Here is a 23013-nt window from a genome sequence, read left to right as displayed (position 1 = left end):
TATGGCGCACGGATCCGTCGTCCCGGACGTGTTCGAGCCGGCGCGGCTCGGGCCGTTGACGCTTCGCAACCGGGTCATCAAGGCGGCGACGTTCGAGGGGATGACCAAGGGCGCCCTCGTCAGCGACGCGCTCATCGAGTTCCACCGGCGGCATGCGGCGGGCGGGGTCGGCATGACGACCGTGGCGTACTGCGCGGTGGCGCCGGAGGGCCGCACCGAGCGTCATCAGCTCTGGATGCGACCGGAGGCGCTGCCGGGTCTGCGGCGGCTGACCGACGCGGTGCACGCCGGGGGCGCGGCGATCTCGGCTCAGCTCGGGCACGCCGGACCGGTGGCGAACGGCCGGTCCAACGGCGTCCCGTCGCTTGCTCCGTCCGCCGGGTTCAATCCACAGAGTCTGCAGTTCAACCGCCGGGCCACTCGGGACGACATCGAGCGGATCACCAAGGCGCACGGCGACGCGGCGTTACTGGCGATCGAGGCCGGGTTCGACGCGGTGGAGATCCACCTGGGGCACAACTACCTCGCCAGTTCGTTCCTCAGCCCGAGGCTCAACAGGCGCCGGGACGCGTACGGCGGATCACTCGCGAACCGGGCGAAGGTGGCACTCGGCATCGCACGCGCCGTACGGGCCGCCGTCGGGGACCGCATCGCCGTCCTCGCGAAGTTCAACATGGACGACGGTGTACCGGGTGGGTTCTGGCTGGACGAGAGCCTGCAGGTGGCCCGGTGGCTGGAGCGGGACGGCGGGGTCGACGCCCTGGAGCTGACGGCGGGCAGTTCGCTGCTCAACCCGATGTACCTGTTCCGGGGTGACGCGCCGCTCCGAGAGTTCGCCGGGGCGTTCCCGCAGCCGCAACGGCTGGGCATCGCGCTGGTCGGCGGGCGCTTCCTCCGGAGCTACCCCTACCAGGAGGCGTTCCTGCTGGACAGCGCCCGTCAGTTCCGCGCCGCCCTGAAACTGCCCCTCGTACTGCTGGGCGGCATCACCGAACGCGCGACGATGGACCGCGCGATGGCCGAGGGCTTCGAGTTCGTCGCCATGGCCCGCGCGCTGCTCCGCGAGCCCGACCTCGTCGACCGCATCCGGAAGGACCCCGCCACCCGGTCGTTGTGCATCCACTGCAACAAGTGCATGCCGACCATCTTCCGCGGCACGCACTGCGTCCTCGCCTGAAAGCGAACGACCCGGTGGCCTGCCGAGGCCACCGGGTCGTCGACTTCTTGCTACAGAGCGGGCTTGCCCTCGCTGTAGACCCACGCCTGGAACAGCTTGTCCAGGTTCTTGTGGGTGAAGTGCTCGGTGAAGGAGACGAACTGCGCCGTGTCGGCGTTGCCGTAGCGGTGCGCCGCCGGCCAGGCCTTGATCAGCTGGAAGAACACCTTGTCGCCGACGGCCTTGCGGATCTGGTGGATCGTCATCGCGGCCCGCGTGTAGGTCAGGTCGTCGAAGATGTGGTCACGGCCCGGGTCGGCGACCTTGCCGCTCCAGTCGGTGTCGGGCGAGTTGTACGCCTGGTCGAAGTACTGCTGGGCCGTCTGACCGCCGTGCTGCTCGCTGTAGAGCCACTCGGAGTAGGTCGCGAAGCCCTCGTTCAGCCAGATGTCCTTCCAGTGCTGCGGGGTCACGGCGTCCCCGAACCACTGGTGTCCCAGCTCGTGGGCGAGCAGGTCCGCGCTCGGGATCGCGCCCGCCGACCGCCGCGCGTACACCGGACGGCCCTGCGTCTCCAGGGAGTAGCCGACGTTCGGGGCGAGCACGTTGATCCCGCCGACCGAGCCGAACGGGTAGCGGCCGTAGAGCTTCTGCTCCCAGTCGATCACGTCGGCGGTCGCCTGGTTGAAGTCGCCCGAGGCCGTCGCGGACTTCACCGAGGCCGGGTCGACGGCGGTGATGTTGCGCAGGCCGCTCGGCGTACGCGTGTCCTTGACGTCGAAGTGGCCGATCGCGACCATGACGAGCTCGCTCGCCGTCGGCTGCCTGTCCACCCAGCGGAACGTCGTGGTCGACCCGTGCGTGTGCGTGCCGGCCGGCTCGCCGTTGGCCAGCACCTGCAGGCCCTTCGGCACCGTGACGGTGAAGTCGTACGTGGCCTTGTCGTCGGTGCTGTCGTTGACCGGGTACCAGGTCGCCGAGCCGAACGGCTGGGAGAGCGCGACCGCGCCGTCGTGCGTCTGGATCCAGCCGGAGATGCCGAGCGCCTTGTCGTCGATCATCTGCGGGACGCCGGAGTAGGCGACGTCCACCGTGAACGACCGTCCCTTGCGCAGGCCGTGCGGGGGAGTGATCATGAGCTCCTGCGCGCCGGTGCGCTCGTACTTCGCCGCGCGACCGTCCACCTTGACCTTGCCGACCTTCAGCGGGCCGAGGAAATCCAGGTCGAACCGGGAGAGGTTCTGCGTCGCGGTCGCGGAGATCCTGGCCTCGGCGTCGATGGCCTTGGTGCCGGCGTCGTACGCCAGGGACAGGCTGTAGTGCCGAGCGTCGTAACCGCCGTTGCCCATGTCGGGGAAGTACGGGTCGCCGGCGCCCGGCGCGCCGGGGGTGAACCCGGTCGTGGCCTGGGCTGCGGAAAGGGGGGTGAGCAGGCCGGCCGCCGCCGCGATGGCGGCGATCGACAGAGCCCGTGGGGTAAGCCTTGCCATGCACCTCTCCAGTTGTCTTCGCTGGCGCCACGCCCGAGGCGTCACGCGGGACACAGCATCCTCCCCATGATCCCCGATCACAAGGCACGACCGGCGTTCACCACGAGGTCGGGCGCTTCTTTCCGTACAGCCAGGCCTGGAAGAACCCGCCGAGATCCTTGCCGGAGACCCGTTCGGCGAGCGCGATGAACTGTGGGGTCGTGGCGTTGCCGTGGCGGTGCTCGCTCGTCCAGGCCCGCAGGATCGCGAAGAACTTCGCGTCGCCCACCTTCTGCCGCAGCGCGTGCAGGGTCATGCCGCCGCGCTCGTACACCGAGCGGCCGAACAGCTGCGCCCGGCCCGGGTCGGCCGGGGGAACCGACCACAGGTCGGGGCTGCCCGTCTGGCGGTACCGCTGGTCGAACTGCGCCTGCACCGACGGGCCGCCGGTCCGCTCGCCCCACAGCCACTCGGCGTACGTGGCGAAGCCCTCGTTGAGCCAGATGTCGCTCCACCGGGTGACGGTGACGCTGTCGCCGAACCACTGGTGCGACAGCTCGTGCGCGACCGTGGTCGGGTCGGCGCCCATCGCCGGTCCGTACTCCGGCTTGGTCTGGGTCTCCAGCGCGAAGCCCACCTGGAGGTTGTCGACGACGCCACCGGCCGACGCGAACGGGTACGGCCCGAACAGCTTCGTCCACGCGTCGACGACCCGCGAGGTCGTGTCGTACAGCTTGTCCGCCGTGGTGGTCATGACGGACGGGTCGACCGCGACGTACACCGGGACACCGCCGGGCGTACGGCCGGTGCGGACCTTGAACCGCCCGACGTCCACCATCGCGAGGTAGGTCGCCATCGGGGCGTCCTCGCGCCAGCGGTACGTCGTGGACTTCCCGGTGGTGGTCGTTCCGGTCTGGATCCCGTTGGCGATCGCGGTGAGGCCGCGCGGCACGGTGATCTGGAAGTCGTAGCTCGCCTTGTCCTCCGGGTGGTCGTTCGAAGGGAACCACGTGTGCGCCCCGCTCGGCTCGTCGCCGGTGAAGACCCCGTCCGAGGTGGGCAGCCAGCCGTACCGGCCCAGCACCGGATCGTCGATCTGCCGGGGGTTCCCGGAGTACCGGACGCGTACGGCGAACCTTGCGCCGCGGGCGATCGGCTTGGGCGCGGTGACGGCGAGTTCGCTGCCGCTGCGGGTGTAGGAGGCGGTCCGGCCGTCGACCGTGACCTCGGACACGGTGAGCCCGGTGAGGTCCAGGTCGAAGCGGGCCAGCGGGCCGGTCGCGACCGCGGTCACCGTCGCGGTGCCGGTCAGCTCGGGTGTCGCCTTGGGCGTGATCCGCAGGTCCAGGGAGTAGTGCTGTACGTCGTACCCGCCGTTGCCGTCACCGGGGACGTAGGGGTCTCCGACGCTCGCGGCGCCGACCGCCGCCGCGGCCGGTGCGGCGACGGCCGTCGGCCGGGCGGAGCCCGCGTTGGACGAGCAGGCGGTGAGCGCGGCGACGAGCAGCGCGCTCAGGGAGATCCGGGAGGAGGGAAGGCTCACCGCCCCAGCCTCGCCGCAAAACGCCGATAAAGCGAACTCGCCGTTTTGCTCGATCCCGCCCGCGAAACGGCGGAAACGGGCCGGTGAGCGATCCTCCCCCAAGAAACCTTTGCCTTCGCCTTACGGGGAATCTCCGCGCGGTTCCGGTGATCGCGGACTAGAGATTTCCGCGGCGTTCCTGCTCGCGTTCGATCGCCTCGAAAAGGGCCTTGAAGTTGCCCTTGCCGAAGCCGAGCGAGCCGTGCCGTTCGATCAGTTCGAAGAAGACCGTGGGCCGGTCCTGCACCGGCTTGGTGAAGATCTGCAGCAGGTAGCCGTCCTCGTCGCGGTCGACCAGGATCCGCCGTTTCTGCAGCTCCTCGATCGGCGCCCGGACGTCGCCGATGCGTTCGCGCAGCTCAGGGTCCTGGTAGTAGGAGTCCGGCGTGTCCAGGAACTCCACGCCCGCCGCGCGCATCGCGTCCACGGTGGAGAGGATGTCGCCCGTGGCCAGCGCGATGTGCTGCATGCCCGGGCCGCCGTAGAACTCCAGGTACTCGTCGATCTGGGACTTCTTCTTGGCGATCGCCGGCTCGTTGAGCGGGAACTTCACCTTTCGGCTGCCGTCGGCCACGACCTTCGACATCAGCGCCGAGTACTCGGTGGCGATGTCGTCGCCGACGAACTCCTTCATGTTCGTGAAGCCCATGACACGCTGGTAGAACTCCACCCACTCGTTCATCTTGCCGAGTTCGACGTTGCCGACGCAGTGGTCGATCGCCTGGAAGAACCTCTTGGCGGGCGGCGCCACGATCGGGTCGGCGGCGACATAGCCCGGCAGGTACGGGCCGGAGTAGTTCACGCGCTCCACCAGCGAGTGGCGGGTCTCGCCGTAGGCGGCGATGGCCGCGACGACGACCTTGCCGTGCTCGTCCTCCAGGACGTGCGGCGCCTCCACGCTCCGCGCGCCCTGGGCGATCGCGTGCCGGTAGGCCGCCTCCGCGTCCGGCACCTCGATGGCCAGGTCGATCGCGCCGTCCCCGTGCTCGGCGACGTGGCGGCCGAGGTCGGTGCCGGCGCGGACGGCGCCCTTGAGCACGAACCGCGCGCCGCCGGACTCCAGGACGTACGCGGCCTCGTCCCGGCTGCCGGTCTCCGGGCCCTTGTACGCGACGCAGCGCATGCCGAACGCGGTCGAGTAGTAGTGCGCCGCCTGGCGGGCGTTGCCCACGGCGAAGACGACGGCGTCCATGCCCTTGACGGGGAACGGATCGTCCCGGCGCGGGTTCGGCGCGAGTTCCTGCCGCTCGGTGGTCTCGGTCATCACTACTCCCTGCACTGCGGTGGGCGAGGTTCCCTCTCAATGTGGGTCGCCGGGTACAGAGTGGGCAAGACCTGCCGAAATCACTGGGCAGTCTGTACAGTTCGGGCGGGAGAGGGTGGGCAGATCTGTACACCCTGCCCAGGGAAAAGTGAGGGCGAGATGATCGACGATCTCGACGCCCGGCTGATCGGGCTGCTGAACGCCGAGCCGCGCATCGGCGTCCTGGAGTGCTCACGCCGGCTGGGGGTGGCCCGCGGCACCGTGCAGGCGAGGCTGGACCGGCTGCAGGAGCGCGGGGTCATCCGCGGGTTCGGGCCGGAGGTGGACCCGGCCGCGCTCGGTTACCAGGTGACGGCGTTCATCACGCTGGAGATCCGGCAGGTGGGCGGGCACGATCCCGTCGCCGCCCGGCTGGCGGCCATTCCCGAGGTCATCGAGGCGCACACCATCACCGGCGGCGGCGACATGCTCTGCCGCATCGTCGGGCGGGGCAACCAGGACCTACAGCGCGTCATCGACCTGATCGTCGACGTCGAGGGCGTTCAGCGGACCTCGACCGTCATCGCGCTGGCCACCCCGGTGCCGCAGCGGACGCTGCCGCTCGTACGGGCCGCCGCGCGGCAGTGAGACACACGCCATCGCCCGTACGCCGAGGGCGTACGGGCGATGACGTGGATGTCCGGGGGCGGAAGGTGCGGCGGCTCAGGAGCCGGCGTACGGCGTGGCGTCGAGGATCTCGACCTCCATGCTCCGGCCGTTCGGCAGGTTGTACTTGGCCTTCTCGCCGACCTTCTTGCCGTTGATGGCGGCGCCGAGCGGGGACTTGGGGGAGTAGACGTCGATCGGGGCGCCGCTCTCCTCACGGGAGGCCAGCAGGAACGTGACCTCCTCGTCGTCGCCGACGAACTGCACGGTGACGGTCATACCGGGACCGACCACACCTTCGGTGCGGGGCGCCTCACCCACGCGGGCGTTCTGCAGGATCTGCTGGAGCTGGAGGACGCGGCCCTCCTGCTTGCCCTGCTCCTCCTTGGCCGCGTGGTATCCGCCGTTCTCCCGCAGGTCCCCTTCCTCACGAGCGGCCTCGATCTTCTGTGCGATCGCGATCCGGCCCTCGCCCGTGAGGTAGTCCAGCTCTGCCTTGAGCCGGTCGTACGCCTCCTGGGTCAGCCAGGTGACGTTCTCATTGCGGGTCTCGGTCACGGGTACTCCTCATCCACATGAAGTGCGGCCGTTGAACTCTCTAGGCTACCGGCACTTGAACGTGAAGTAGCCGAGGGACGAGAGCTTTATGCCGTTATGACGTTCATGTTTGTTCCCCAGTGGGGATGCCTTTTTAACCTACGCGGCAGTCGTTGACGGTCACGGACGTGGCCCGTGATGATGTCGGCAACTCCTGATGCCGCTCAATACTGCCGGTACCGGGCGGAACGGTCACATCGGCCCGCCCGAGTTCGGAGTGATCGGTGCCGTACGCCACGAGAGAACAGCGCACGTCATCGCCCTTCGGCTTGCTGATCTGGTAGTGCACGCGCACCGAGTGATCCGCCAGCTGGAAGGAGATGACCTCCGGGGTGATCCCGGGCCTGCCCTCCGAGAATCCCACGATGATCGCCCAGCCGATGGCGCAGACCGCCACCAGCACGCCGATGACCGCGTAGGCCACCACGTTGCCCTTGCGGGTGCGGCTCGTCGCAGCCACCGTACCTGTCGTGCTCATCGGCGTCGCGGCGTGGCCGCCCCGGGAGTCATGCCCAGGTCGAACACCGCATCCCTCCCTCGTTCGTCGGTGGGGCTCGTTACGGTGTCCCCCACCGGGAATCTTCGTGCGGGGGGCCGGTGTTCTCCGGAAGAATCCACCTGTCGGGAGCGGCCTTCCACCACCGGGGGCCACCCCGCGCGACGACTATGACCTTACGCTGACGGGGAGCCTACGTTGTCCGAGAGATCGACCGGTACCGAGCCGTTGCGCCTGATGGCCGTCCACGCTCATCCGGACGACGAGTCCAGCAAGGGCGCCGCCACGATGGCGCGCTACTCGTCCGAGGGCGTCGAGGTCCTGGTCGTCACCTGCACCGGCGGTGAGCGCGGGGACATCCTCAACCCCGCGATGGACAAGCCGGAGATCAAGGCGAATCTCGCGGCGGTGCGCATGGAGGAGATGGCCAAGGCCCGGGAGATCCTCGGCGTGGAGCAGCAGTGGCTGGGCTTCGTCGACTCCGGCCTGCCCGAGGGCGACCCGCTGCCGCCGCTCCCGGAGGGCTGCTTCGCTCTGCAGCCGATCGAGGTGGCGAGTGAGCCGCTGGTCCGCGCGGTCCGTGAGTTCCGGCCGCACGTGATCCTGACCTACGACGACAACGGCGGCTACCCCCACCCCGACCACATCATGACCCACAAGGTCTCGGTGGAGGCCTTCGAGGCGGCGGGCGACCCCGACCGCTACCCCGGCACCGGGGAGCCGTGGCAGCCGCTCAAGCTCTACTACCACATGACCTTCCACCAGGAGCGGTTCCAGGCGGAGCACGCCGCGATGGTCGAGGCGGGCCTCGAGTCGCCCTACACCGAGATGCTCAAGCGCTGGCAGGACCGCCCGCTCCAGTGGGAGATCACCACGCGCGTGCCGTGCGCCGACCACTTCGACGTGCGCGACCAGGCGCTCCTCGCCCACGCCACCCAGATCGACCCGAACGGCCCGTTCTTCGCCTGCCCGACGGAGCTCCGGCGGAAGGCATGGCCGACCGAGGACTACCATTTGGCTCGTTCCCTGGTCGACACGGAACTGCCGGAGGACGACCTGTTCGCCGGCGTCCGGGAGAAGGTGTGCCTGTCATGATGTATCTCGCGGTCAACGAAGACCAGGTCACCCCAGGGGTGGTGGCCTTCTTCATCGTCGCCGCGCTGGGCCTGACGCTCTTCTTCCTGATCCGTTCGATGAACCGGCACATCCGCAGGATCGAGGCGCCCAGCGAGGACGAGCTCCGGCAGGCCGACTGGGAGCGCCGGCAGAAGGCGAGCGCCCGGCCCGACGCGGACAAGCGCAAGGCCTGACGCCCGCCGGCGCATCAGACCCAGGCGGGCGGGCGCGCCGGGCCCAGGCGGGCCCGCGGCGGCCCGGGCCGAGGAAGCACCTCAGACCGAGGCGGGCACGCGGCGGCCCGAGGAGGCTGCTCAGGCCGAGGCGGGCACGCGGTGGGCCGGGGACCGGCCCCGGAGCCGGATCCGGTCGGTCGCGCCGGCCAGCCCGGCCCCGATGACGATCACGGCCAGTCCGGCGATCGCGTCGGCGATGTAGTGGTTCGCCGTCCCGACGACGACGGCGAAGATGAAGACCGGGTAGGCGACGGCGAGGATCCGCAGCAGGCGGCGGGTGGTGTTGCGCGCGACCTGCCACCCGCACCAGGCCGCCCAGCCCACGTGCAGGGACGGCATCGCGGCGAACTCGTTGGTCAGGCCGCCCAGGCCCTTCGGCGCGCTGGCGTCGCCGGACCACCAGCCCCACTCGTGGTACTTCGCGAGCGTGTCGACGAAGCCCGGCAGCATCCGCGGCGGCGCGGTGGGGAACAGCGAGAAGCCCACCAGCCCGAGCAGGGTGGCGGCGACCAGCGTCGTACGGGCCCGCGCGTACTGCCAGGGGTGCTTCTTCCAGAGCCACACCAGCACGACCGGCGTGATGACGTAGTGCAGCGTCGCGTAGGCGTACGACATCATGACGCCGAGGACCGGAACGGCGGAGACGGCGTGGTTGACGCCCCGCTCGTGGTCGAGGTGCAGCGCCCGCTCGACGCCGAGCACGTGATGCGCGTCGGCGAACGCCTGCCCGTGGCCCGCGGCCACCAGCATCCGCACGCCGTCGTACATCAGGTAGACGACGAGGAGCAGGAGCACCTCGGGCCACCAACGGCGGGAATCCGCGGACGTGCTGGGAACAACCGGGGGCGGCGCCGTGTACGCCCTGGGAACCTTGGTCACCAACGCGGGACCCCCTCCGCCGTCGTGCCTCTGTCCGAGGTCTGTCCGTACCCTCCTGCACCGGTGTTATGTGTAACGTACATCTACCTGGTTCATTCCCGGTGCCCAGGGCCTCCGTGGCGTCTCCCGAGCAGGCTCTCAGGACGCGTTCAGGTAACACTCAACTCCGCAGGTCACTATGGAGGGGTGAGTGAAGCCCGACTTCTCGTGGTCGAAGACGAGCCCAACATCCTCGAGCTGCTGTCCGGCAGCCTGCGCTACGCGGGATTCGAGGTGGCGACGGCGACCGGCGGCACCGAGGCCGTCCAGGTCGCCCTGCAGCGTCGGCCCGACCTGATCGTGCTGGACGTCATGCTGCCCGACATGGACGGCTTCGACGTCATCCGCCGGCTGCGCGGCGGCGGCGCGCACATCCCCGTGCTGTTCCTCACCGCGCGGGACGCCACCCAGGACAAGATCCGCGGGCTGACGCTCGGCGGCGACGACTACGTCACCAAGCCGTTCAGCCTGGAGGAGGTCATCGCGCGGATCCGCGCCGTGCTGCGCCGGGCCCAGGGCGGTCCCGCCGAGCCCCCGCCGCGGCTCGGCTTCGCCGACCTGGAGCTGGACGAGGAGAGCCACGAGGTCTGGCGGTCCGGCAAGCCGATCCAGCTGTCGCCGACCGAGTTCAAGCTGCTGCGCTACTTCATGACCAACGCCAACCGGGTGCTGTCCAAGGCGCAGATCCTCGACCACGTCTGGGATTACGACTTCCGCGGCGACACCGGCATCGTCGAGTCCTACGTCTCGGTACTGCGCCGCAAGCTCGACAAGCTCGGCCCCCGCCTGATCCATACGCTGCGCGGGGTCGGTTACGTGCTGCGCCTGCCGCCGGAGCGCTGATGACCGCCTGGGCGCGGCGCCTGTCCGCCCGGACCCCGTTGCGGATCAAGCTCATCGCCGCGGTCGTCACGCTCGTCCTCCTCGCCCTCGTCGTGACCGGCGTCGCGAGCGTCTCGGTGATGCGGGACTACCTGCTCGGCCGCACCGACCTGCAGTTGCAGGACCTGCTGCACCGGGCGGAGCGGTCCCTCGCCCAGCCGGGCAAGCCCCTGCCCGGGCAGAGCGGCGGCACCATCGTCCAGATCCGCGACGCCGACGGCAAGGTCGTCACGCACACCACCGTGTCGCCCTGGGGGACGGTCCAGCCGGATCCTGCCATCCCCGAGAGCCCGGACTGGCTCGACGAGCACGCCCAGAAGCCGATCACCCTCAGGGCGGTCTCGGGGAGCACTCGCTGGCGGGTGTACATCGAGCCGGTGGGCAACGGCTACGTGGTCGCGGCCGCCGACCTGACCGAGGTCGGGCGCACGGTGCGCAGGTTCGTGGGCGTGGAGCTGATCGTCGGCAGCGTCGTCGTCGTCCTCATCGCCGGGCTCGGCATCGCCATCGTGCGCGCCAGCCTCCGGTCCCTGGAGGACATCGAGCACACCGCCGCCGCGATCGCGACCGGCGACCTGTCGCGCCGCGTCCCCGACGCCGACCCTCGAACGGAGGTCGGCCGCCTCGGCGACGCCCTCAACGGCATGCTCGCCCAGATCGAGACCGCCTTCCACGCGCAGGCGCGGTCGGAGGCGACCGCCCGCGAGTCCGAGGAGCGCATGCGCCGCTTCGTCGCCGACGCCAGCCACGAGCTGCGCACGCCGCTGAGCGTGATCCGGGGCTTCGCCGAGTACTACCGGCAGCGCGACGACGTCGACCGCGCCGAGCTCGACCGGCTCATCGTCCGGGTCGAGGACGAGGCCGTACGGATGGGCGCGCTCGTCGACGACCTGCTGCTCCTGGCCCGGCTCGACCAGCAGCGCCCACTCGCCATGAGCCCCGTCGACCTCCTCGCCCTGGCCGCCGAGGCCGTGCACGACGCCCGCGTCCTCGACGCCGACAGGAAGATCACGCTCTCCGTGCGCAGTGGCTCGGCGTTCATCGTGACCGGCGACGAGCTGCGGCTCCGCCAGGTCATCCGGAACCTGCTGACCAACGCGCTGCAGCACACCCCGCCCGGCACGCCCGTCGAGGTGACGGTGCACTCCGGGCGGCTGGGCGACTCCCCGGCGGCCGTGCTGGAGGTCGCCGACGAGGGACCGGGCATGCCACGGGAGCAGGCGGAGCGGGTGTTCGAGCGGTTCTACCGCGCGGATCCCGCCCGCAGCCGGGGCGGGACGGGCCTCGGCCTGGCGATCGTCGCCGGCCTGGTCCACGCGCACGGCGGCACGGTGGAGGTCGAGACCGCGCCGGGCAAGGGCGCGACCTTCCTCATCACCCTCCCGCTCGACCCCGACGCGATCGACGCGGACCCCGCCGAGGCCGTGTCCGCGTAGGGCCTGCGCCTCGGTCTTCGTCCGTGTGGGACGGGGCCGCGGGTCCGTCTTCGGCTTTTACCCCGGCCTTATTGTGCGAACTTTCAGGTTGGCCTCAGCGACGTTCAAGGCACGGTGGACATCCTCGGAGTGTCAGACAAAGTACCGACTTTGGGGGACGAAGCAATGGAAACCCACGACCGGTCCGCGGACGAGCGCCCCGAGGAGTCGCAGGCCGGGACGACACCATCCGTGGAGGCACGGACGGGTTCCTCGTCCACATCCGAAGCACAGCCCGAGGACGTCCGCTCCTGGCCGCCGTCCGAGCAGCGGCCGGACGCAGAGCAGGCAGGCCCGGCGGCCCCGGCGGCAGGCGAGACCCCGAGCGAGCCGCAGGCCCGGGGCCCGCAGCCCCAGGGCCCGCAGCCCCAGGACGGACAGACGCAGGGCGGCGGCCAGGAGCAGCCGTACGGCGCGGGGCCGGAGGCGGCGGCGTACGGGGCACACGGCGAGCAGCCGCACGGCATGGGAGCCGCGGCGTACGGCCCCGCGGGCCGGCCGCCGTACCAGGCCCCGGGCACGCCCGGCCAGCAGCCGCCCCAGGGCCCCGGCGCGTACGGGCAGCCGTACGGCGCGCAGCCGGACCCGTACGCCTACTCCACCCAGCAGATGCAGCAGAGCCCGGCCGGCCGGCTGACCGCGCGCCGCAAGGCGGCCGCCAGCGGCATCGCCCTGGCCCTGGTCCTCGCCGGAGGACTCGCCGGAGGCGCGGTCGCGGCGCTCGTCGACCACGGCCGAACGGTGTACGCCAGTCCCACCGCCGTGCACGGGGCGTCCAACAAGAGCGCCACCGGAATCGCGGCCATCGCCCAGGCGGTGCAGCCGAGCGTCGTGTCGATCACGGTGACCACCCCGACCGAAGAGGGTGAGGGCTCCGGAATCATCCTGCGCTCCGACGGCGTCATCCTGACCAACAACCACGTCGTCGCCGACGCCTCGCAGGGCAGCCAGATCTCGGTCAACTTCAGCGACGGCAAGAAGGCCTCGGCCACCGTGCTCGGCACCGACCCGGCGACGGACCTGGCCGTGATCAAGGCGGCCGGCGTGTCCGGGCTCAAGCCGGCGACGCTCGGCAACAGCGACCAGCTCCAGGTCGGCGACCCCGTCGTCGCGATCGGCAGCCCGCTCGGCCTGGAGGGATCGGTGACCTCCGGCATCGTCAGCGCGCTGCACCGCACCCTCAACGAGGGCGGCGACCAGCAGCAACAGCAGCCCGGCTTCCCCGGCTGGGGACAGCAGGGCCAGCAGGGCCAGCAGGGACAGCAGCAGGGCAGCTCGGGAGCGACGATCGGTGACGCGATCCAGACGGACGCGGCGATCAACCCCGGCAACTCCGGCGGTCCGCTGGTCAACTCCTCCGGCCAGGTGATCGGCATCAACACGGCGATCGCCACGTCCGGCGGCAGCAACGGCAACATCGGCGTCGGATTCGCGATCCCGATCGACACCGCGAAGCAGGTCGCCGACCAGCTCATCAAGTCCGGCAAGGCCACACACGCCTACCTCGGCGTCTCGCTGTCCGACGTGGCCGGCGACCAGCAGGGCGCCCTCATCGCGGGCGTGCAGAAGGGCACCCCGGCGGCGTCGGCAGGCCTGCAGGAGGGCGACATCGTCACCCAGGTCGACGGCAAGGCCATCCAGGACGCCCAGAGCCTGTCCGCGGCGATCCGCGGCCACCAGCCCGGTGACAAGATCTCGCTGACCTTCGTCCGGGGCGGCGGCAAGCACACGGTGAGCGTGACGCTCACCGCCAACGCGGGCAACTGACCCGAGCGGCGCACGACCCGGCCGGGCCGTCGGCGCATCACCGAGCCGCCGCCTCCAGACGGCGAAGCCCGTTCGTCGGACCGAAGAATCCCCGAGCCCGGCCCGGCGCCCCCGAACTCGGCCAGGCTGCCCCTCGATCTCGGCGCTGCGTTCGGCCCGGCCGCGCTCGGCCCTGGCCCGGTGCCGGCGCTTCCGGAGAGCGGAGTGCCGAGGGTTTCGGTGGCCGGCGCGACGAGGATCCTCGGCGCAGAGCCGGTCGTCCCCTCAGGAGCCGCCGTCCGCGCACGCGGTCGTCGGTGGCCTCAGGGGTCCTGTCAGGCGCCGGGGAAGGCTCCGTCCGGGAAACCGTCCGGGCCGTCGCTCGTCGGCAGCACCACCTGGTCACCGGAGGACAGGCCGCCGGTGATCGCCACGTACCGGTCGCTCCGTACTCCGAGCCGCACGGTCCGGGTGATGCTCCGCCCCTCGTGCCGTACGAGCACGGTGGCCGCGCCGCCGGGCACGGTCCGCACCGCGGCGACGGGGACGTAAAGCACGCTCTGGGCCTGCGCGGTCACGACGTCGACGGTCGCGCTCATGCCGACCAGCACGCCGGACGGCGGGTCGTCGAGGGAGATGTTCACGCCGACCCGGGCGAGGTTGCCACTGGTGGTGGCCGCCGGGTCGATGCCGGTGACCGTACCGGTGTACTGCCCGTCGGGTGACATCCCGAGTCCGATCGTCGCCCGCTGGCCGATCTTGAGCCGGTCGACGTCAGCGAGCGAGAACAGGGCCCGTACCTGGAGGTCGTCCAGGTCGCCCAGCGTGAGGAAACCGCCCTTGCCGGCGCCGACCTGGTCGCCGACCGCGCCCGTGATCGACAGGACGGTGCCGGACATCGGCGCCTTGAGGGTGGTCGCGGACAGCGCGCGGTCGGCCTGCCGGACGTTGACCTCCGCCTGGGTGACCTTCGCGGAGGCCTGCTCGGCCGCGTTCGGCTGGCAGCCGCCGCCACCGCCCGCGCCGCCACCGCCCGCGCCGGAACGGCTTCCGCCGGGGCGGCCGCCGCCCGTGCCGGGCTTGCCGCTCGGCTTCGGGCGCCCGGTGGGCTTCGGATGGCCGGTGGGCTTCGGATGGCCGGTGGGTTTCGGGTGGCCGGTCGGCCGTGGGGAGTGCGTGGGCGAAGGGCTGGTCGGGGTGGGCCGCGGCGAGGTCGGCGTCGGGGTCGGCGTCGGGGTGGGCTTGTGGGTCGGGGTGGGCGTGGGTGTGGGCGTGGTGCTGGTGGGGGTCGGGGTCGGCCTCCGCGGCGGCCGAGGACGCCGGAAGCCGGCCGTCTGAACCGTCGCTCCGGACGCGCCCCCGGTTCCCCCGCTCGCGGACCCGCCCGCCGCGCCGCCTCCCGAACCGCCGGAGCCTGAGCCGCCTGAGCCTGAGCCTGAGCCGCCTGAGCCTGTGCCGCCGGAGCCCGCGCAGATGCCCTGCAGCGCGTTGGCGTAGGTGTCCTGAGCGGCCGTGAGCACGGCCTTCGCGACGGCGACCTGTTCCCGGGCCGCCGTGTCGTCGAGGCGGGCGAGGACCTGGCCGGCGTGTACCCGTGCGCCCGGCGCGACCTTGATCTCCTTCACCGTTCCGGAGGTGCCGAAGACGAGCTCGCGAGTGTCGGCGCTGCGCACGGACCCCGCGGCCCCCGCGGTCGCCGTCACGGTCCCGCGTCGCACGACGGTGTACGCCGCGCTCGCGGGGGAGTCGCCGAGGGCCACCACCCCGGTCGTGAGCATGACCACCGCACCGGCGGTGAGCCACGGTGGTCTCCGGAGATCGCGCATGGTCGGGCGGTTCACGCGCGGAATCCTGGCGGATGAAGGTCACAGGGACCCGAGCCCAACCTCAGAGTTCCCTGAAGGCGTCCTCTCCGGTCGTGGTCGGTCACTGGTCGCGGCCTCGGAACGGGCTCCGTAACGCGCACGAGTCCACAGGAATCTCTCAGGATCGGATCAGGTTGGCCCAAGCAGGTTCCGGGACCCTGTGGCGAGTGAAATCCCTCCTCCGACGCCGTGGCGTGCTCATCAACGGCGCTCTGGCCGTTCTGCTCGTGGGCGGGGCCGGGGTCGCGTACTTCTCGTTGAGCGATGACGCGGGCGCGTCGTCCCCGGGCCGGACCGTCCAGGTGAGCCGTGGCACGGTCGTCGCCTCCGTCTCGGCCTCCGGCACGGTCGCCAGCGCCCGCTCCCAGGACCTCTCCTTCGCGACCAGCGGCACGGTCGACAAGATCAACGTTCAGGTCGGCGACAAGGTCAAGAAGGGCCAGGTGCTCGCCACCGTCGACGACGCGGGCGCCCGGGACGACCTCGAGGCCGCGCGGGCCGCCCTGGACGCCGCCGAGGCCGGCGACACGTCGACCGCCTCGGGCTACTCCTCCTACATGCAGGCGAAGGCGTCCTACAACAGCGCCAAGCGCGCCCTCGACGGCACCGAGCTCGTCGCCCCCTTCAGCGGAACCGTCATCTCGGTCAACGGCACCGTCGGCGGATCGTCCAGCGGTTCGAGCGGTTCGAGCGGTTCGTCCGGCGGCTCGTCCTCGGGCTCGGCGGGCTCCGGCGGTTCGGGCGGCTCCGGTGGCGGTGGCGGGTCCGCCGGCTCGTCGGGTGCGGCCGGCTCCGCGGGTTCGTCGAGCGGTTCCGGCGGCGGGTTCATGACGATCGCCGAGACCTCCAAGCTCGTGGTCACCGGGAACTTCACCGAGGCCGACGTCGCCAAGCTCAAGAAGGGCCAGCAGGCGACCGTGACCTTCGACGCCGTCCAGAACGCCCAGGCGTCCGGCAGGGTCACCGCCATCGACCAGACCGCGACCACCTCGAACAACGTCGTGCAGTACGGCGTCACGGTCTCGCTCAGCGACCCGCCCACGGGGCTGCGCATCGGCGCGACCGCCTCGGTCCGGGTGACGACCGCGCGGGCGGAGAACGTGCTGTACGTTCCGACCGCCGCCGTACGAACCGCCGGCGGACGCAGCACCGTGACCGTGCTGGAGAGCGGCAAGCAGGCCCTCCGGATCGTGCGGACCGGCGTCCAGGGCGACCAGGGAACCGAGATCACCTCGGGCCTCAAGGAGGGGGACCAGGTCCTGATCGCGGTCAGCTCGACCTCGGGCACCGGCGGATTCCCCGCGGGCCGCTTTCCCGGCGGCGGTGTCGGTGGCGGCCTCGGCGGAGGCGCTCGCGGCGGAGGCCGGGGGTGACGACCGTCCTCGACGTCCAGGACGTCACCAAGGTGTACGGGACCGGGGACACGGCGGTGCACGCGCTGCGCGGGGTCCGCCTCACCGTCGACCAGGGCGACTACGTGGCGATCATGGGCGCGTCCGGCTCCGGCAAGTCGACCCTGATGAACATCCTGGGCTGCCTCGACGTCCCCAGCGGCGGCCGGTACCTCCTCGACGGCCTGGACGTCGGCGCGCTCGACGACCGGCGGCTGGCCGTCCTGCGGAACCGGCGCATCGGGTTCGTGTTCCAGTCCTTCAACCTGATCCCCCGGATGAGCGCCCTGGCCAACGTCGAACTGCCCCTGGCGTACGGCGGCGTCAAGGCCGCGGAGCGGAGGCGGCGGGCGCTGGCCGCGCTGGCGCAGGTCGGCCTCGCCGACCGCGTCGGCCACGAGCCGAACGAGCTGTCAGGCGGCCAGCAGCAGCGCGTGGCCGTCGCCCGCGCGCTGGTGACCTCACCGGCGCTCCTGCTGGCCGACGAGCCCACCGGGAACCTCGACACCCGATCCACGGAGGACGTCCTGGGCGTGCTCGACCGGCTCAGCGCCGACGGCCGCACGATCGTGCTGATCACCCACGAGGACGACGTCGCGGCCCGCGCCAAGCGGGTGATCCGGCTGGTCGACGGCCGCATCGTCGAGGACCGGCGCGCGGCGCCCGTGGCCGGCCCGCCGCCCGGGCCGATGGGAACGGGGGTGCGGCACCGATGACGCTGGAAGTCCTCAGGTTCGCCCTGCGCGGGCTGGCCGCCAACAAGCTGCGCAGCGGCCTCACCACCCTCGGCATCCTCATCGGCGTCGGAGCGGTGATCATGCTGGTCGCGGTCGGGAACGGTTCGTCCCAGCAGGTACAGAAGAACATCGAACGCCTCGGCACCAACACCCTGACCGTCATGCCGTCCACGTCGGGCGGTCGCGGCGGCGGGGGCGGCGGCGGGTTCGCCCGGCTGCTGCGCGCGGCCGGGGGAGCGGCCCAGCAGACCGGGCCCCGCGCGCAGGCCAAGAGCCTGACCGTCGACGACGCCCGCGCGCTGGCCGACGCGAAGAGCGCCCCCTCGGTGAAGAGCGTCTCGCCCGTGGTGACCGCGTCGTCGGCGAACGCGACGTACGAGGGGACCGCCCACGCGATCCAGCAGTTCGTCGGCACCTATCCGGCGTACTTCGAGGCGTCCAACGATCCGGTGGCCAGGGGCACGTACTTCAGCGACGACGACGTCCTGAACGACCGCAAGGTCGTGGTGATCGGCAACACGGTCGCCGAGGACCTGTTCGGCACCGTCGACCCGCTCGGTAGGCAGATCACCGTCAGCGGTGTGAACTTCACCGTCGTCGGGGTGCTGAAGACCAAGGGCTCGTCCGGCTTCCAGGACGCCGACGACGTCGCGATCGCGCCGCTGCCGGCCGTGCAGCAGAGCCTGACCGGCTACGGCGCGCTGAACCAGATCGTCGTGCAGGCCAAGTCCCCGAAGACGGTGGACGCCGCGCAGTCCGAGGTGACGGGCATCCTGAACCAGCGGCACGACATCACCGGGTCCAACACCGCCGACTTCCAGATCCTCAACCAGGCGAGCCTGCAGTCGGCGATCAGCAGCAGCAGCCGGACGTTCACCGTGCTGCTCGGCGCGGTGGCGGCCATCAGCCTGCTGGTCGGCGGCATCGGCATCACCAACATCATGCTCGTCACCGTCACCGAACGGACCCGCGAGATCGGCATTCGCAAGGCCATCGGCGCGCCCAAGGGCGCGATCCTCGGCCAGTTCCTCGTCGAGGCCACCGTCCTCAGCCTCCTCGGCGGGCTGCTCGGCGTCGCCGCGGGCGTGATCGGCAGCCAGTTCACGGTGGTGGGTGTGCAGCCCGTGATCGTGCCGAGCTCGATCGCGCTGGCGCTCGGCGTGTCCGTCGCCATCGGGCTGTTCTTCGGCAGCTACCCGGCCAACCGTGCGGCCAAGCTCCGGCCGATCGAAGCACTTCGCCACGAATAGCACCCATAGGGAGAGACTGTGCCTGGAACACGGCGCAAGGGCAGCGACACACCGGTCGACGAGGTGCCGCCGGAAGAACTGCTGCGCACCTCACCGTTCGAGGGCGACCTCGCGCAGGAGCTGGCGGCCGCCGAACCGCGGAAGGACCGTCGGCTCCCCTCGGCCACCATGGCCCTGGCCGCGGGCGTACTGATCGTCGCCGGCTTCGTCGGCGGCGTGCAGGCGGACAAGCACTGGGGGAAGAAGCAGACCGCGGCGGGATTCCCGCAGTTCTCCCGCAACGGCCAGGGCGGAGCCGGCTTCCCGGGTCTGGGCGGTGCGGGCGGCCGTGCCGGCGCCTTCGGCGGAGGCACGCAGGGCGGCGCCGCCGGCCGGGGCGGAGCCGCGGGCAACGGCTTCGGTACGGGAGCGGCTCCCGGCGGCGGCGGGACCACCGGCACCGTCAAGCTCGTCGACGGCGACATCATCTACGTTCAGACGGCCAATGGGATCGTGCGCGTGAAGACCACCGGTTCCACGAAGGTCTCGGTGACCAAGAGCGCCAAGGTCAAGGACCTCAAGACCGGCGCCTCCGTGGTCGTCCAGGGCACGCCGGGCCAGGACGGCGGCGTCACGGCCACCACGGTGACGCAAGGCCCCTGAGAACCGCCGCAGGCCCCGGTGCCGGCTCTCTGCAGAGCGGGCACCGGGGCCGACGTGGCCGGTACGACGCCGACGCCGGAGCGGGTCCGTGCGGAGACGGACGCCGGCGCCGTACGGCTCAGCTCGCCGTGGGGCGGGGGGAGAAGCTCGGAAGCAGCGGCTTGCAGGTCTTGAGCGCCGCGGCGACCTTCGGGTCGGACGTCTTCAGCCCGCCGAGGTAGCGCATGCCCGGAGACGGACGGGCGCCCGGCGTACGGTTCGCGCCCGGCGAGCGCACGGCACCGGGCGTCGGGGTCGGGAGCGTCACGCCGTGGTCCTTCAGGCAACTGCGGAACGCCTGCAACTCCTGCATTCCCCGACGCTGTCCCTGCGGGGCGAGCGACTGGCAGGCGTCCCGCGCCGCCTGGCTCACGTTGCCGAAGGCACGGCCGAACCCGCCACCGAACCCGCCGCCCCGCTGTCCCGGCGTGCCGGAGGGCCGCCCGCTGGGGCGGGTCGTCGGGATGTCGGCGCCGTGCTGGCGAAGGCAGGCAGCGTACGCCGCGAAACCGCCGGCACCCGAGGCGCCGGCCGATCCGGAGGGTGAGGCGGCCGTCTTGCCGCCGGAGGATCCGCAGCCGGCGCAGACGGCGAGCGCGGCCGCCGCGACCAGCATCGCTCCGCCATGGAGGATTCGCATGGCCCGCGATGATGGCCGATCTTCCTGGAGCCCGGCTTCGGCGTGGCTGAAAGGTTCCTCCACGACGCGGCCGCGGGTGGAGGCGAGCGGCCGCAGGCGGTCAGAAGGTGATGTCGCCGCGGATGTCGCGGGCCTGGACGACGTTCCCGGTGACGGAGCCGTCGATGGTGTTGGTCGCCGACCCCTCCGGGGCGAGGGCGCGTTCGGCGCGGGCGACCCAGTGGCGGATCTGCGCCGCCCCCTGCGGGTCGCGGGCGGAGTCGGCGATGAGCGCCTCCGCCAGCGCCCGCGTCGCGTCGACGTCGCCGGGGCGCTCACCGAGACGCTTGGCGGCCTCGACCGAGGTGCTGCGGCGGCCGAACACCCGCCGTACGACCGAGGTGAGGTCGTCCCACAGCTGCTCACCGACCTTGTCGGTGGCGCCGTCGAAGATCTTCGACAAGAGAGTGACGAGCGCTGAGACCGAGAGTGGATCCACTGTGCACGCTCCGACCGTTGTCCTACCCTGCCGACAGGTTAAGTCCTCTGCGAGATCCGCACCGGCGACCGCGCAAGGCGGCATGGGTACGGTGTGAGGATTCACGGTCGGCTGCCCGGGCAGGTGACGCGTGAGACGGAAGACCACCCACTGACCGGGCGGGCGCGGCGAAGCCGTCCCGGACCCGGACGCACGGACGCACCGACCACGGCGGGACCCACGATGAATCGACTCAAGGACGCCACCAGCCCGTACCTGCTGCAGCACGCGGACAATCCCGTCCACTGGTTCCCGTGGGGGGACGAGGCGTTCGAGGAGGCGCGCCGCAGGGACGTGCCGATCCTGCTCAGCGTCGGCTACGCCGCCTGCCACTGGTGCCACGTGATGGCGCACGAGTCCTTCGAGGACGAGGGGACGGCGCGCCTGATGAACGACCTGTTCGTCAGCGTCAAGGTGGACCGCGAGGAGCGTCCCGACGTCGACGCGGTGTACATGGAGGCCACCCAGGCGATGACGGGCCAGGGCGGCTGGCCGATGACCGTCTTCATGACGCCCGGCGGCGAGCCGTTCTACTGCGGCACGTACTTCCCCCGGCCGCACTTCCAGCAGCTCCTGCGGGCGGTGGCGCAGGCGTGGCGGGACAAGCGCGACGATGTGATCGCCCAGGGGCAGAAGGTCGTCGAGGCCCTGTCCGGGCAGGCCGCGCTCGGCGGCGAGGGCGCCCCGGCACCGGACGTTCCGGAGGCCGCGGTACGGGACCTGGCGCGGACGTACGACGAGGCGAACGGCGGGTTCGGCACGGCGCCGAAGTTCCCGCCGTCGATGGTGCTGGAGTTCCTGCTGCGCCACGCCGCGCGCGGCGGCGACGGCCTCGCGATGGCCGAGGGCACGCTGGAGGCGATGGCGCGGGGCGGCATGTACGACCAGCTCGGCGGCGGGTTCGCCCGCTACTCGGTCGACGCACGCTGGGTGGTGCCGCACTTCGAGAAGATGCTGTACGACAACGCCCTGCTGGCCCGCGTGTACGCCCACTGGTGGCGGCTGGCCGGCGCTCCGCTCGCCCGCCGGATCGCCCTGGAGACCTGTGACTGGATGCTGCGGGAGCTGCGCACGCCGGAGGGCGGGTTCGCCAGCGCCCTGGACGCCGACAGCGAGAACGCCGAGGGCCGCCCCGAGGAGGGCGCCTACTACGTCTGGACGCCCGGGGAGCTGACCGAGGTCCTGGGTGAGGAGGACGGGGCGTACGCCGCGGAGCTGTTCGGCGTGACCGAGGCGGGCACCTTCGAGCACGGGGCCTCCGTCCTGCAGCTGCGCGCGGACGCCGGCGACGCCGAGCGGTACGCGCGGATCCGCGCCGCGCTGCTGGAGGCGCGGTCCCGGCGGGTTCCGCCGGGCCGCGACGACAAGGTCGTCGCCGCCTGGAACGGCCTGGCGGTCGCGGCGCTGGCCGAGTGCGGCGCGTACTTCGACCGGCCGGACCTCGTGACCGCCGCCGAGGAGGCGGTCCGGCTGCTCCGGGAGACCCACTGGCGGGACGGGCGGCTGCTGCGGACCTCGCGCGCCGGCGGCGCCGGAACCAACGCCGGGGTCCTGGAGGACTACGCCGACCTCGCCGAGGGGCTCATCGCGCTGTACGGCGTGACCGGCGAGGTCGGCCACGCGCGGTTCGCCGGCGAGCTGCTCGACGTCGTCCTGGAGCGCTTCGCCGACGGGCGCGGCGGCTTCTACGACACCGCCGCCGACGCCGAGCGCCTGTGGAAACGCCCGCAGGACCCGACCGACAACGCGACGCCGTCCGGCCGGTTCGCGGCGGCGGGCGCGCTCCTGTCGTACGCCGCGCTCACCGGCTCGGCCCGGCACCGGGAGGCCGCCCTGGCCGCCCTCGGCCCCGTGACGCCGCTGGCGCAGCGCCACTCCCGCTTCGCGGGCTGGGGGCTCGCGGTCGCCGAGGCGGCCCTCGCCGGTCCGCTGGAGATCGCCGTCGCGGGTCCGGTGCAGGACCCGCGCACGCGGGACCTGCACCGCGCCGCGCTCCTCAGCCCGCTGCCCGCGGTCGTCGCCGTCGGCTCCGGGGTGCCGCTGCTGGACGACCGGACGCCGGTCGACGGGCGTCCCGCCGCGTACGTCTGCCGCGACTTCACCTGCCGGCTCCCGGTCACCGAGGTCGGCGCCCTCCAGGAACAGATCCGGGCCGCCTCCGGACGGTGAGCGACCCCGAGCGGGCGTGCCGTCTCCGGCACGGGCGGTGGCGGCCCCCGGCGGGTCGTATCCGGGCGATGAGCGGCCTCCCGGCGGGCGCTCATTGGAATTCCTGTCAATAAAGATCCGGCCGTGGGCTTGATCTTTGCTTTACGGACGTGTTACCTCAGAACAGCGCCCGCCTGCCAAC

At 71.8% G+C, this 23013-nt stretch carries 21 protein-coding genes; 12 read left to right on the top strand and 9 right to left on the bottom strand.

The window, feature by feature from the left end:
- Nucleotide 1: 1 nt before the first annotated feature.
- Nucleotides 2-1177 carry an NADH:flavin oxidoreductase gene (locus NDW01_RS27600; protein ID WP_252825613.1) on the top strand — a complete coding sequence of 392 codons (1176 nt, stop codon included), beginning with the start codon at nt 2-4 and terminating at the stop codon, nt 1175-1177.
- A gap of 50 nt (nt 1178-1227) precedes the next feature.
- Here the strand turns inward: NDW01_RS27600 and NDW01_RS27595 are convergent, their stop codons facing one another.
- From NDW01_RS27595 to hppD, 3 genes are all read right to left on the bottom strand, one after another.
- The gene (locus tag NDW01_RS27595; RefSeq protein ID WP_252825611.1) at nt 1228-2646 is read right to left on the bottom strand and encodes a M1 family metallopeptidase; all 1419 of its coding nucleotides are present in this window, start codon (nt 2644-2646) and stop codon (nt 1228-1230) included.
- Nucleotides 2647-2743: 97 nt separating this feature from the next.
- Complete coding sequence (locus tag NDW01_RS27590; protein ID WP_252825609.1) at nt 2744-4168, bottom strand: M1 family metallopeptidase; 1425 nt, start codon at nt 4166-4168, stop codon at nt 2744-2746.
- 157 nt (nt 4169-4325) lie between these two features.
- On the bottom strand, nt 4326-5471 hold the full coding sequence (gene hppD, locus NDW01_RS27585; protein WP_252825607.1) for a 4-hydroxyphenylpyruvate dioxygenase: 1146 nt from the start codon (nt 5469-5471) through the stop codon (nt 4326-4328).
- 159 nt (nt 5472-5630) lie between these two features.
- On the opposite strand from hppD, the gene NDW01_RS27580 reads away from it, so the two are divergent.
- A complete protein-coding gene (locus NDW01_RS27580) occupies nt 5631-6098 on the top strand; it encodes an Lrp/AsnC family transcriptional regulator (protein WP_252825604.1) in 468 nt (155 codons plus the stop codon).
- 75 nt (nt 6099-6173) lie between these two features.
- Here NDW01_RS27580 and greA read toward each other — a convergent pair whose 3' ends face one another.
- Nucleotides 6174-6674, bottom strand: a complete 501-nt coding sequence (gene greA / locus NDW01_RS27575) for a transcription elongation factor GreA (RefSeq protein ID WP_252777677.1) — start codon at nt 6672-6674, stop codon at nt 6174-6176.
- 133 nt (nt 6675-6807) lie between these two features.
- Nucleotides 6808-7173 carry a DUF4307 domain-containing protein gene (locus tag NDW01_RS27570; RefSeq protein ID WP_252825602.1) on the bottom strand — a complete coding sequence of 122 codons (366 nt, stop codon included), beginning with the start codon at nt 7171-7173 and terminating at the stop codon, nt 6808-6810.
- Nucleotides 7174-7446: 273 nt separating this feature from the next.
- Between NDW01_RS27570 and mca the strand changes: the two genes are divergently transcribed.
- Both mca and NDW01_RS27560 read left to right on the top strand, forming a co-directional pair.
- Nucleotides 7447-8304, top strand: coding sequence for a mycothiol conjugate amidase Mca (mca, locus tag NDW01_RS27565; RefSeq protein ID WP_252825812.1), 858 nt, complete (start codon nt 7447-7449; stop codon nt 8302-8304).
- Nucleotides 8301-8519: a hypothetical protein gene (locus tag NDW01_RS27560; RefSeq protein ID WP_252777675.1), complete on the top strand. Its 219-nt coding sequence runs from the start codon at nt 8301-8303 to the stop codon at nt 8517-8519. The genes mca and NDW01_RS27560 overlap by 4 nt, the downstream gene beginning before the upstream one ends.
- Nucleotides 8520-8639: 120 nt before the next feature.
- On the opposite strand, the gene NDW01_RS27555 is transcribed toward NDW01_RS27560, so the two are convergent.
- Entirely contained in the window at nt 8640-9356 is a 717-nt protein-coding gene (locus tag NDW01_RS27555) for a phosphatase PAP2 family protein (RefSeq protein WP_252825600.1), read from the bottom strand.
- A gap of 270 nt (nt 9357-9626) precedes the next feature.
- Between NDW01_RS27555 and NDW01_RS27550 the strand changes: the two genes are divergently transcribed.
- The 3 genes from NDW01_RS27550 to NDW01_RS27540 all read left to right on the top strand — a co-directional run bounded on the left by NDW01_RS27550 (nt 9627) and on the right by NDW01_RS27540 (nt 13603).
- Nucleotides 9627-10322, top strand: a complete 696-nt coding sequence (locus NDW01_RS27550; protein ID WP_252777673.1) for a response regulator transcription factor — start codon at nt 9627-9629, stop codon at nt 10320-10322.
- Nucleotides 10322-11797, top strand: a complete 1476-nt coding sequence (locus tag NDW01_RS27545) for a sensor histidine kinase (protein WP_252825598.1) — start codon at nt 10322-10324, stop codon at nt 11795-11797. Before NDW01_RS27550 ends, NDW01_RS27545 begins: the two co-directional genes overlap by 1 nt.
- Before the next feature lie 165 nt (nt 11798-11962).
- Nucleotides 11963-13603: a S1C family serine protease gene (locus NDW01_RS27540; protein ID WP_252825596.1), complete on the top strand. Its 1641-nt coding sequence runs from the start codon at nt 11963-11965 to the stop codon at nt 13601-13603.
- A gap of 314 nt (nt 13604-13917) precedes the next feature.
- Here NDW01_RS27540 and NDW01_RS27535 read toward each other — a convergent pair whose 3' ends face one another.
- Nucleotides 13918-15423 (bottom strand): efflux RND transporter periplasmic adaptor subunit, encoded by a 1506-nt coding sequence (locus tag NDW01_RS27535; RefSeq protein ID WP_252825594.1) that lies wholly within the window; start codon nt 15421-15423, stop codon nt 13918-13920.
- Nucleotides 15424-15614: 191 nt separating this feature from the next.
- Between NDW01_RS27535 and NDW01_RS27530 the strand changes: the two genes are divergently transcribed.
- The 4 genes from NDW01_RS27530 to NDW01_RS27515 are packed head-to-tail and all read left to right on the top strand — an operon-like array spanning nt 15615 to nt 19467.
- Nucleotides 15615-16820, top strand: a complete 1206-nt coding sequence (locus tag NDW01_RS27530) for an efflux RND transporter periplasmic adaptor subunit (protein ID WP_252825582.1) — start codon at nt 15615-15617, stop codon at nt 16818-16820.
- Entirely contained in the window at nt 16817-17554 is a 738-nt protein-coding gene (locus tag NDW01_RS27525) for an ABC transporter ATP-binding protein (RefSeq protein ID WP_252825580.1), read from the top strand. The genes NDW01_RS27530 and NDW01_RS27525 overlap by 4 nt, the downstream gene beginning before the upstream one ends.
- Complete coding sequence (locus NDW01_RS27520; protein ID WP_252825577.1) at nt 17551-18825, top strand: ABC transporter permease; 1275 nt, start codon at nt 17551-17553, stop codon at nt 18823-18825. The genes NDW01_RS27525 and NDW01_RS27520 overlap by 4 nt, the downstream gene beginning before the upstream one ends.
- An 18-nt stretch (nt 18826-18843) precedes the next feature.
- Nucleotides 18844-19467: a hypothetical protein gene (locus tag NDW01_RS27515; RefSeq protein WP_252825575.1), complete on the top strand. Its 624-nt coding sequence runs from the start codon at nt 18844-18846 to the stop codon at nt 19465-19467.
- Between the two features lie 118 nt (nt 19468-19585).
- Here NDW01_RS27515 and NDW01_RS27510 read toward each other — a convergent pair whose 3' ends face one another.
- A complete protein-coding gene (locus NDW01_RS27510) occupies nt 19586-20146 on the bottom strand; it encodes a hypothetical protein (protein WP_252825572.1) in 561 nt (186 codons plus the stop codon).
- A gap of 100 nt (nt 20147-20246) precedes the next feature.
- The gene (locus tag NDW01_RS27505; RefSeq protein WP_252825569.1) at nt 20247-20624 is read right to left on the bottom strand and encodes a hypothetical protein; all 378 of its coding nucleotides are present in this window, start codon (nt 20622-20624) and stop codon (nt 20247-20249) included.
- Nucleotides 20625-20846: 222 nt separating this feature from the next.
- On the opposite strand from NDW01_RS27505, the gene NDW01_RS27500 reads away from it, so the two are divergent.
- On the top strand, nt 20847-22832 hold the full coding sequence (locus NDW01_RS27500; protein WP_252825567.1) for a thioredoxin domain-containing protein: 1986 nt from the start codon (nt 20847-20849) through the stop codon (nt 22830-22832).
- Nucleotides 22833-23013 lie beyond the last annotated feature (181 nt).

Origin of the sequence: Actinoallomurus soli (assembly GCF_024055715.1) — a bacterium.
Lineage (GTDB): Bacteria > Actinomycetota > Actinomycetes > Streptosporangiales > Streptosporangiaceae > Actinoallomurus > Actinoallomurus soli.
Note: the sequence above shows the minus strand (reverse complement) of the source record. Positions and strands in the feature narration are given on the sequence as shown.

What these genes read in the sequence shown, in the direction of transcription:
- mca (WP_252825812.1), top strand. Translation starts at nt 7,447, where the DNA reads ATGGCCGTCCACGCTCATCCGGACGACGAGTCCAGCAAGGGCGCCGCC.
- NDW01_RS27540 (WP_252825596.1), top strand. Translation starts at nt 11,963, where the DNA reads ATGGAAACCCACGACCGGTCCGCGGACGAGCGCCCCGAGGAGTCGCAG.
- NDW01_RS27545 (WP_252825598.1), top strand. Translation starts at nt 10,322, where the DNA reads ATGACCGCCTGGGCGCGGCGCCTGTCCGCCCGGACCCCGTTGCGGATC.
- NDW01_RS27520 (WP_252825577.1), top strand. Translation starts at nt 17,551, where the DNA reads ATGACGCTGGAAGTCCTCAGGTTCGCCCTGCGCGGGCTGGCCGCCAAC.
- hppD (WP_252825607.1), bottom strand. Translation starts at nt 5,471, where the DNA reads ATGACCGAGACCACCGAGCGGCAGGAACTCGCGCCGAACCCGCGCCGG.
- NDW01_RS27560 (WP_252777675.1), top strand. Translation starts at nt 8,301, where the DNA reads ATGATGTATCTCGCGGTCAACGAAGACCAGGTCACCCCAGGGGTGGTG.
- NDW01_RS27510 (WP_252825572.1), bottom strand. Translation starts at nt 20,146, where the DNA reads ATGCGAATCCTCCATGGCGGAGCGATGCTGGTCGCGGCGGCCGCGCTC.
- NDW01_RS27580 (WP_252825604.1), top strand. Translation starts at nt 5,631, where the DNA reads ATGATCGACGATCTCGACGCCCGGCTGATCGGGCTGCTGAACGCCGAG.
- NDW01_RS27600 (WP_252825613.1), top strand. Translation starts at nt 2, where the DNA reads ATGGCGCACGGATCCGTCGTCCCGGACGTGTTCGAGCCGGCGCGGCTC.
- NDW01_RS27595 (WP_252825611.1), bottom strand. Translation starts at nt 2,646, where the DNA reads ATGGCAAGGCTTACCCCACGGGCTCTGTCGATCGCCGCCATCGCGGCG.
- NDW01_RS27500 (WP_252825567.1), top strand. Translation starts at nt 20,847, where the DNA reads ATGAATCGACTCAAGGACGCCACCAGCCCGTACCTGCTGCAGCACGCG.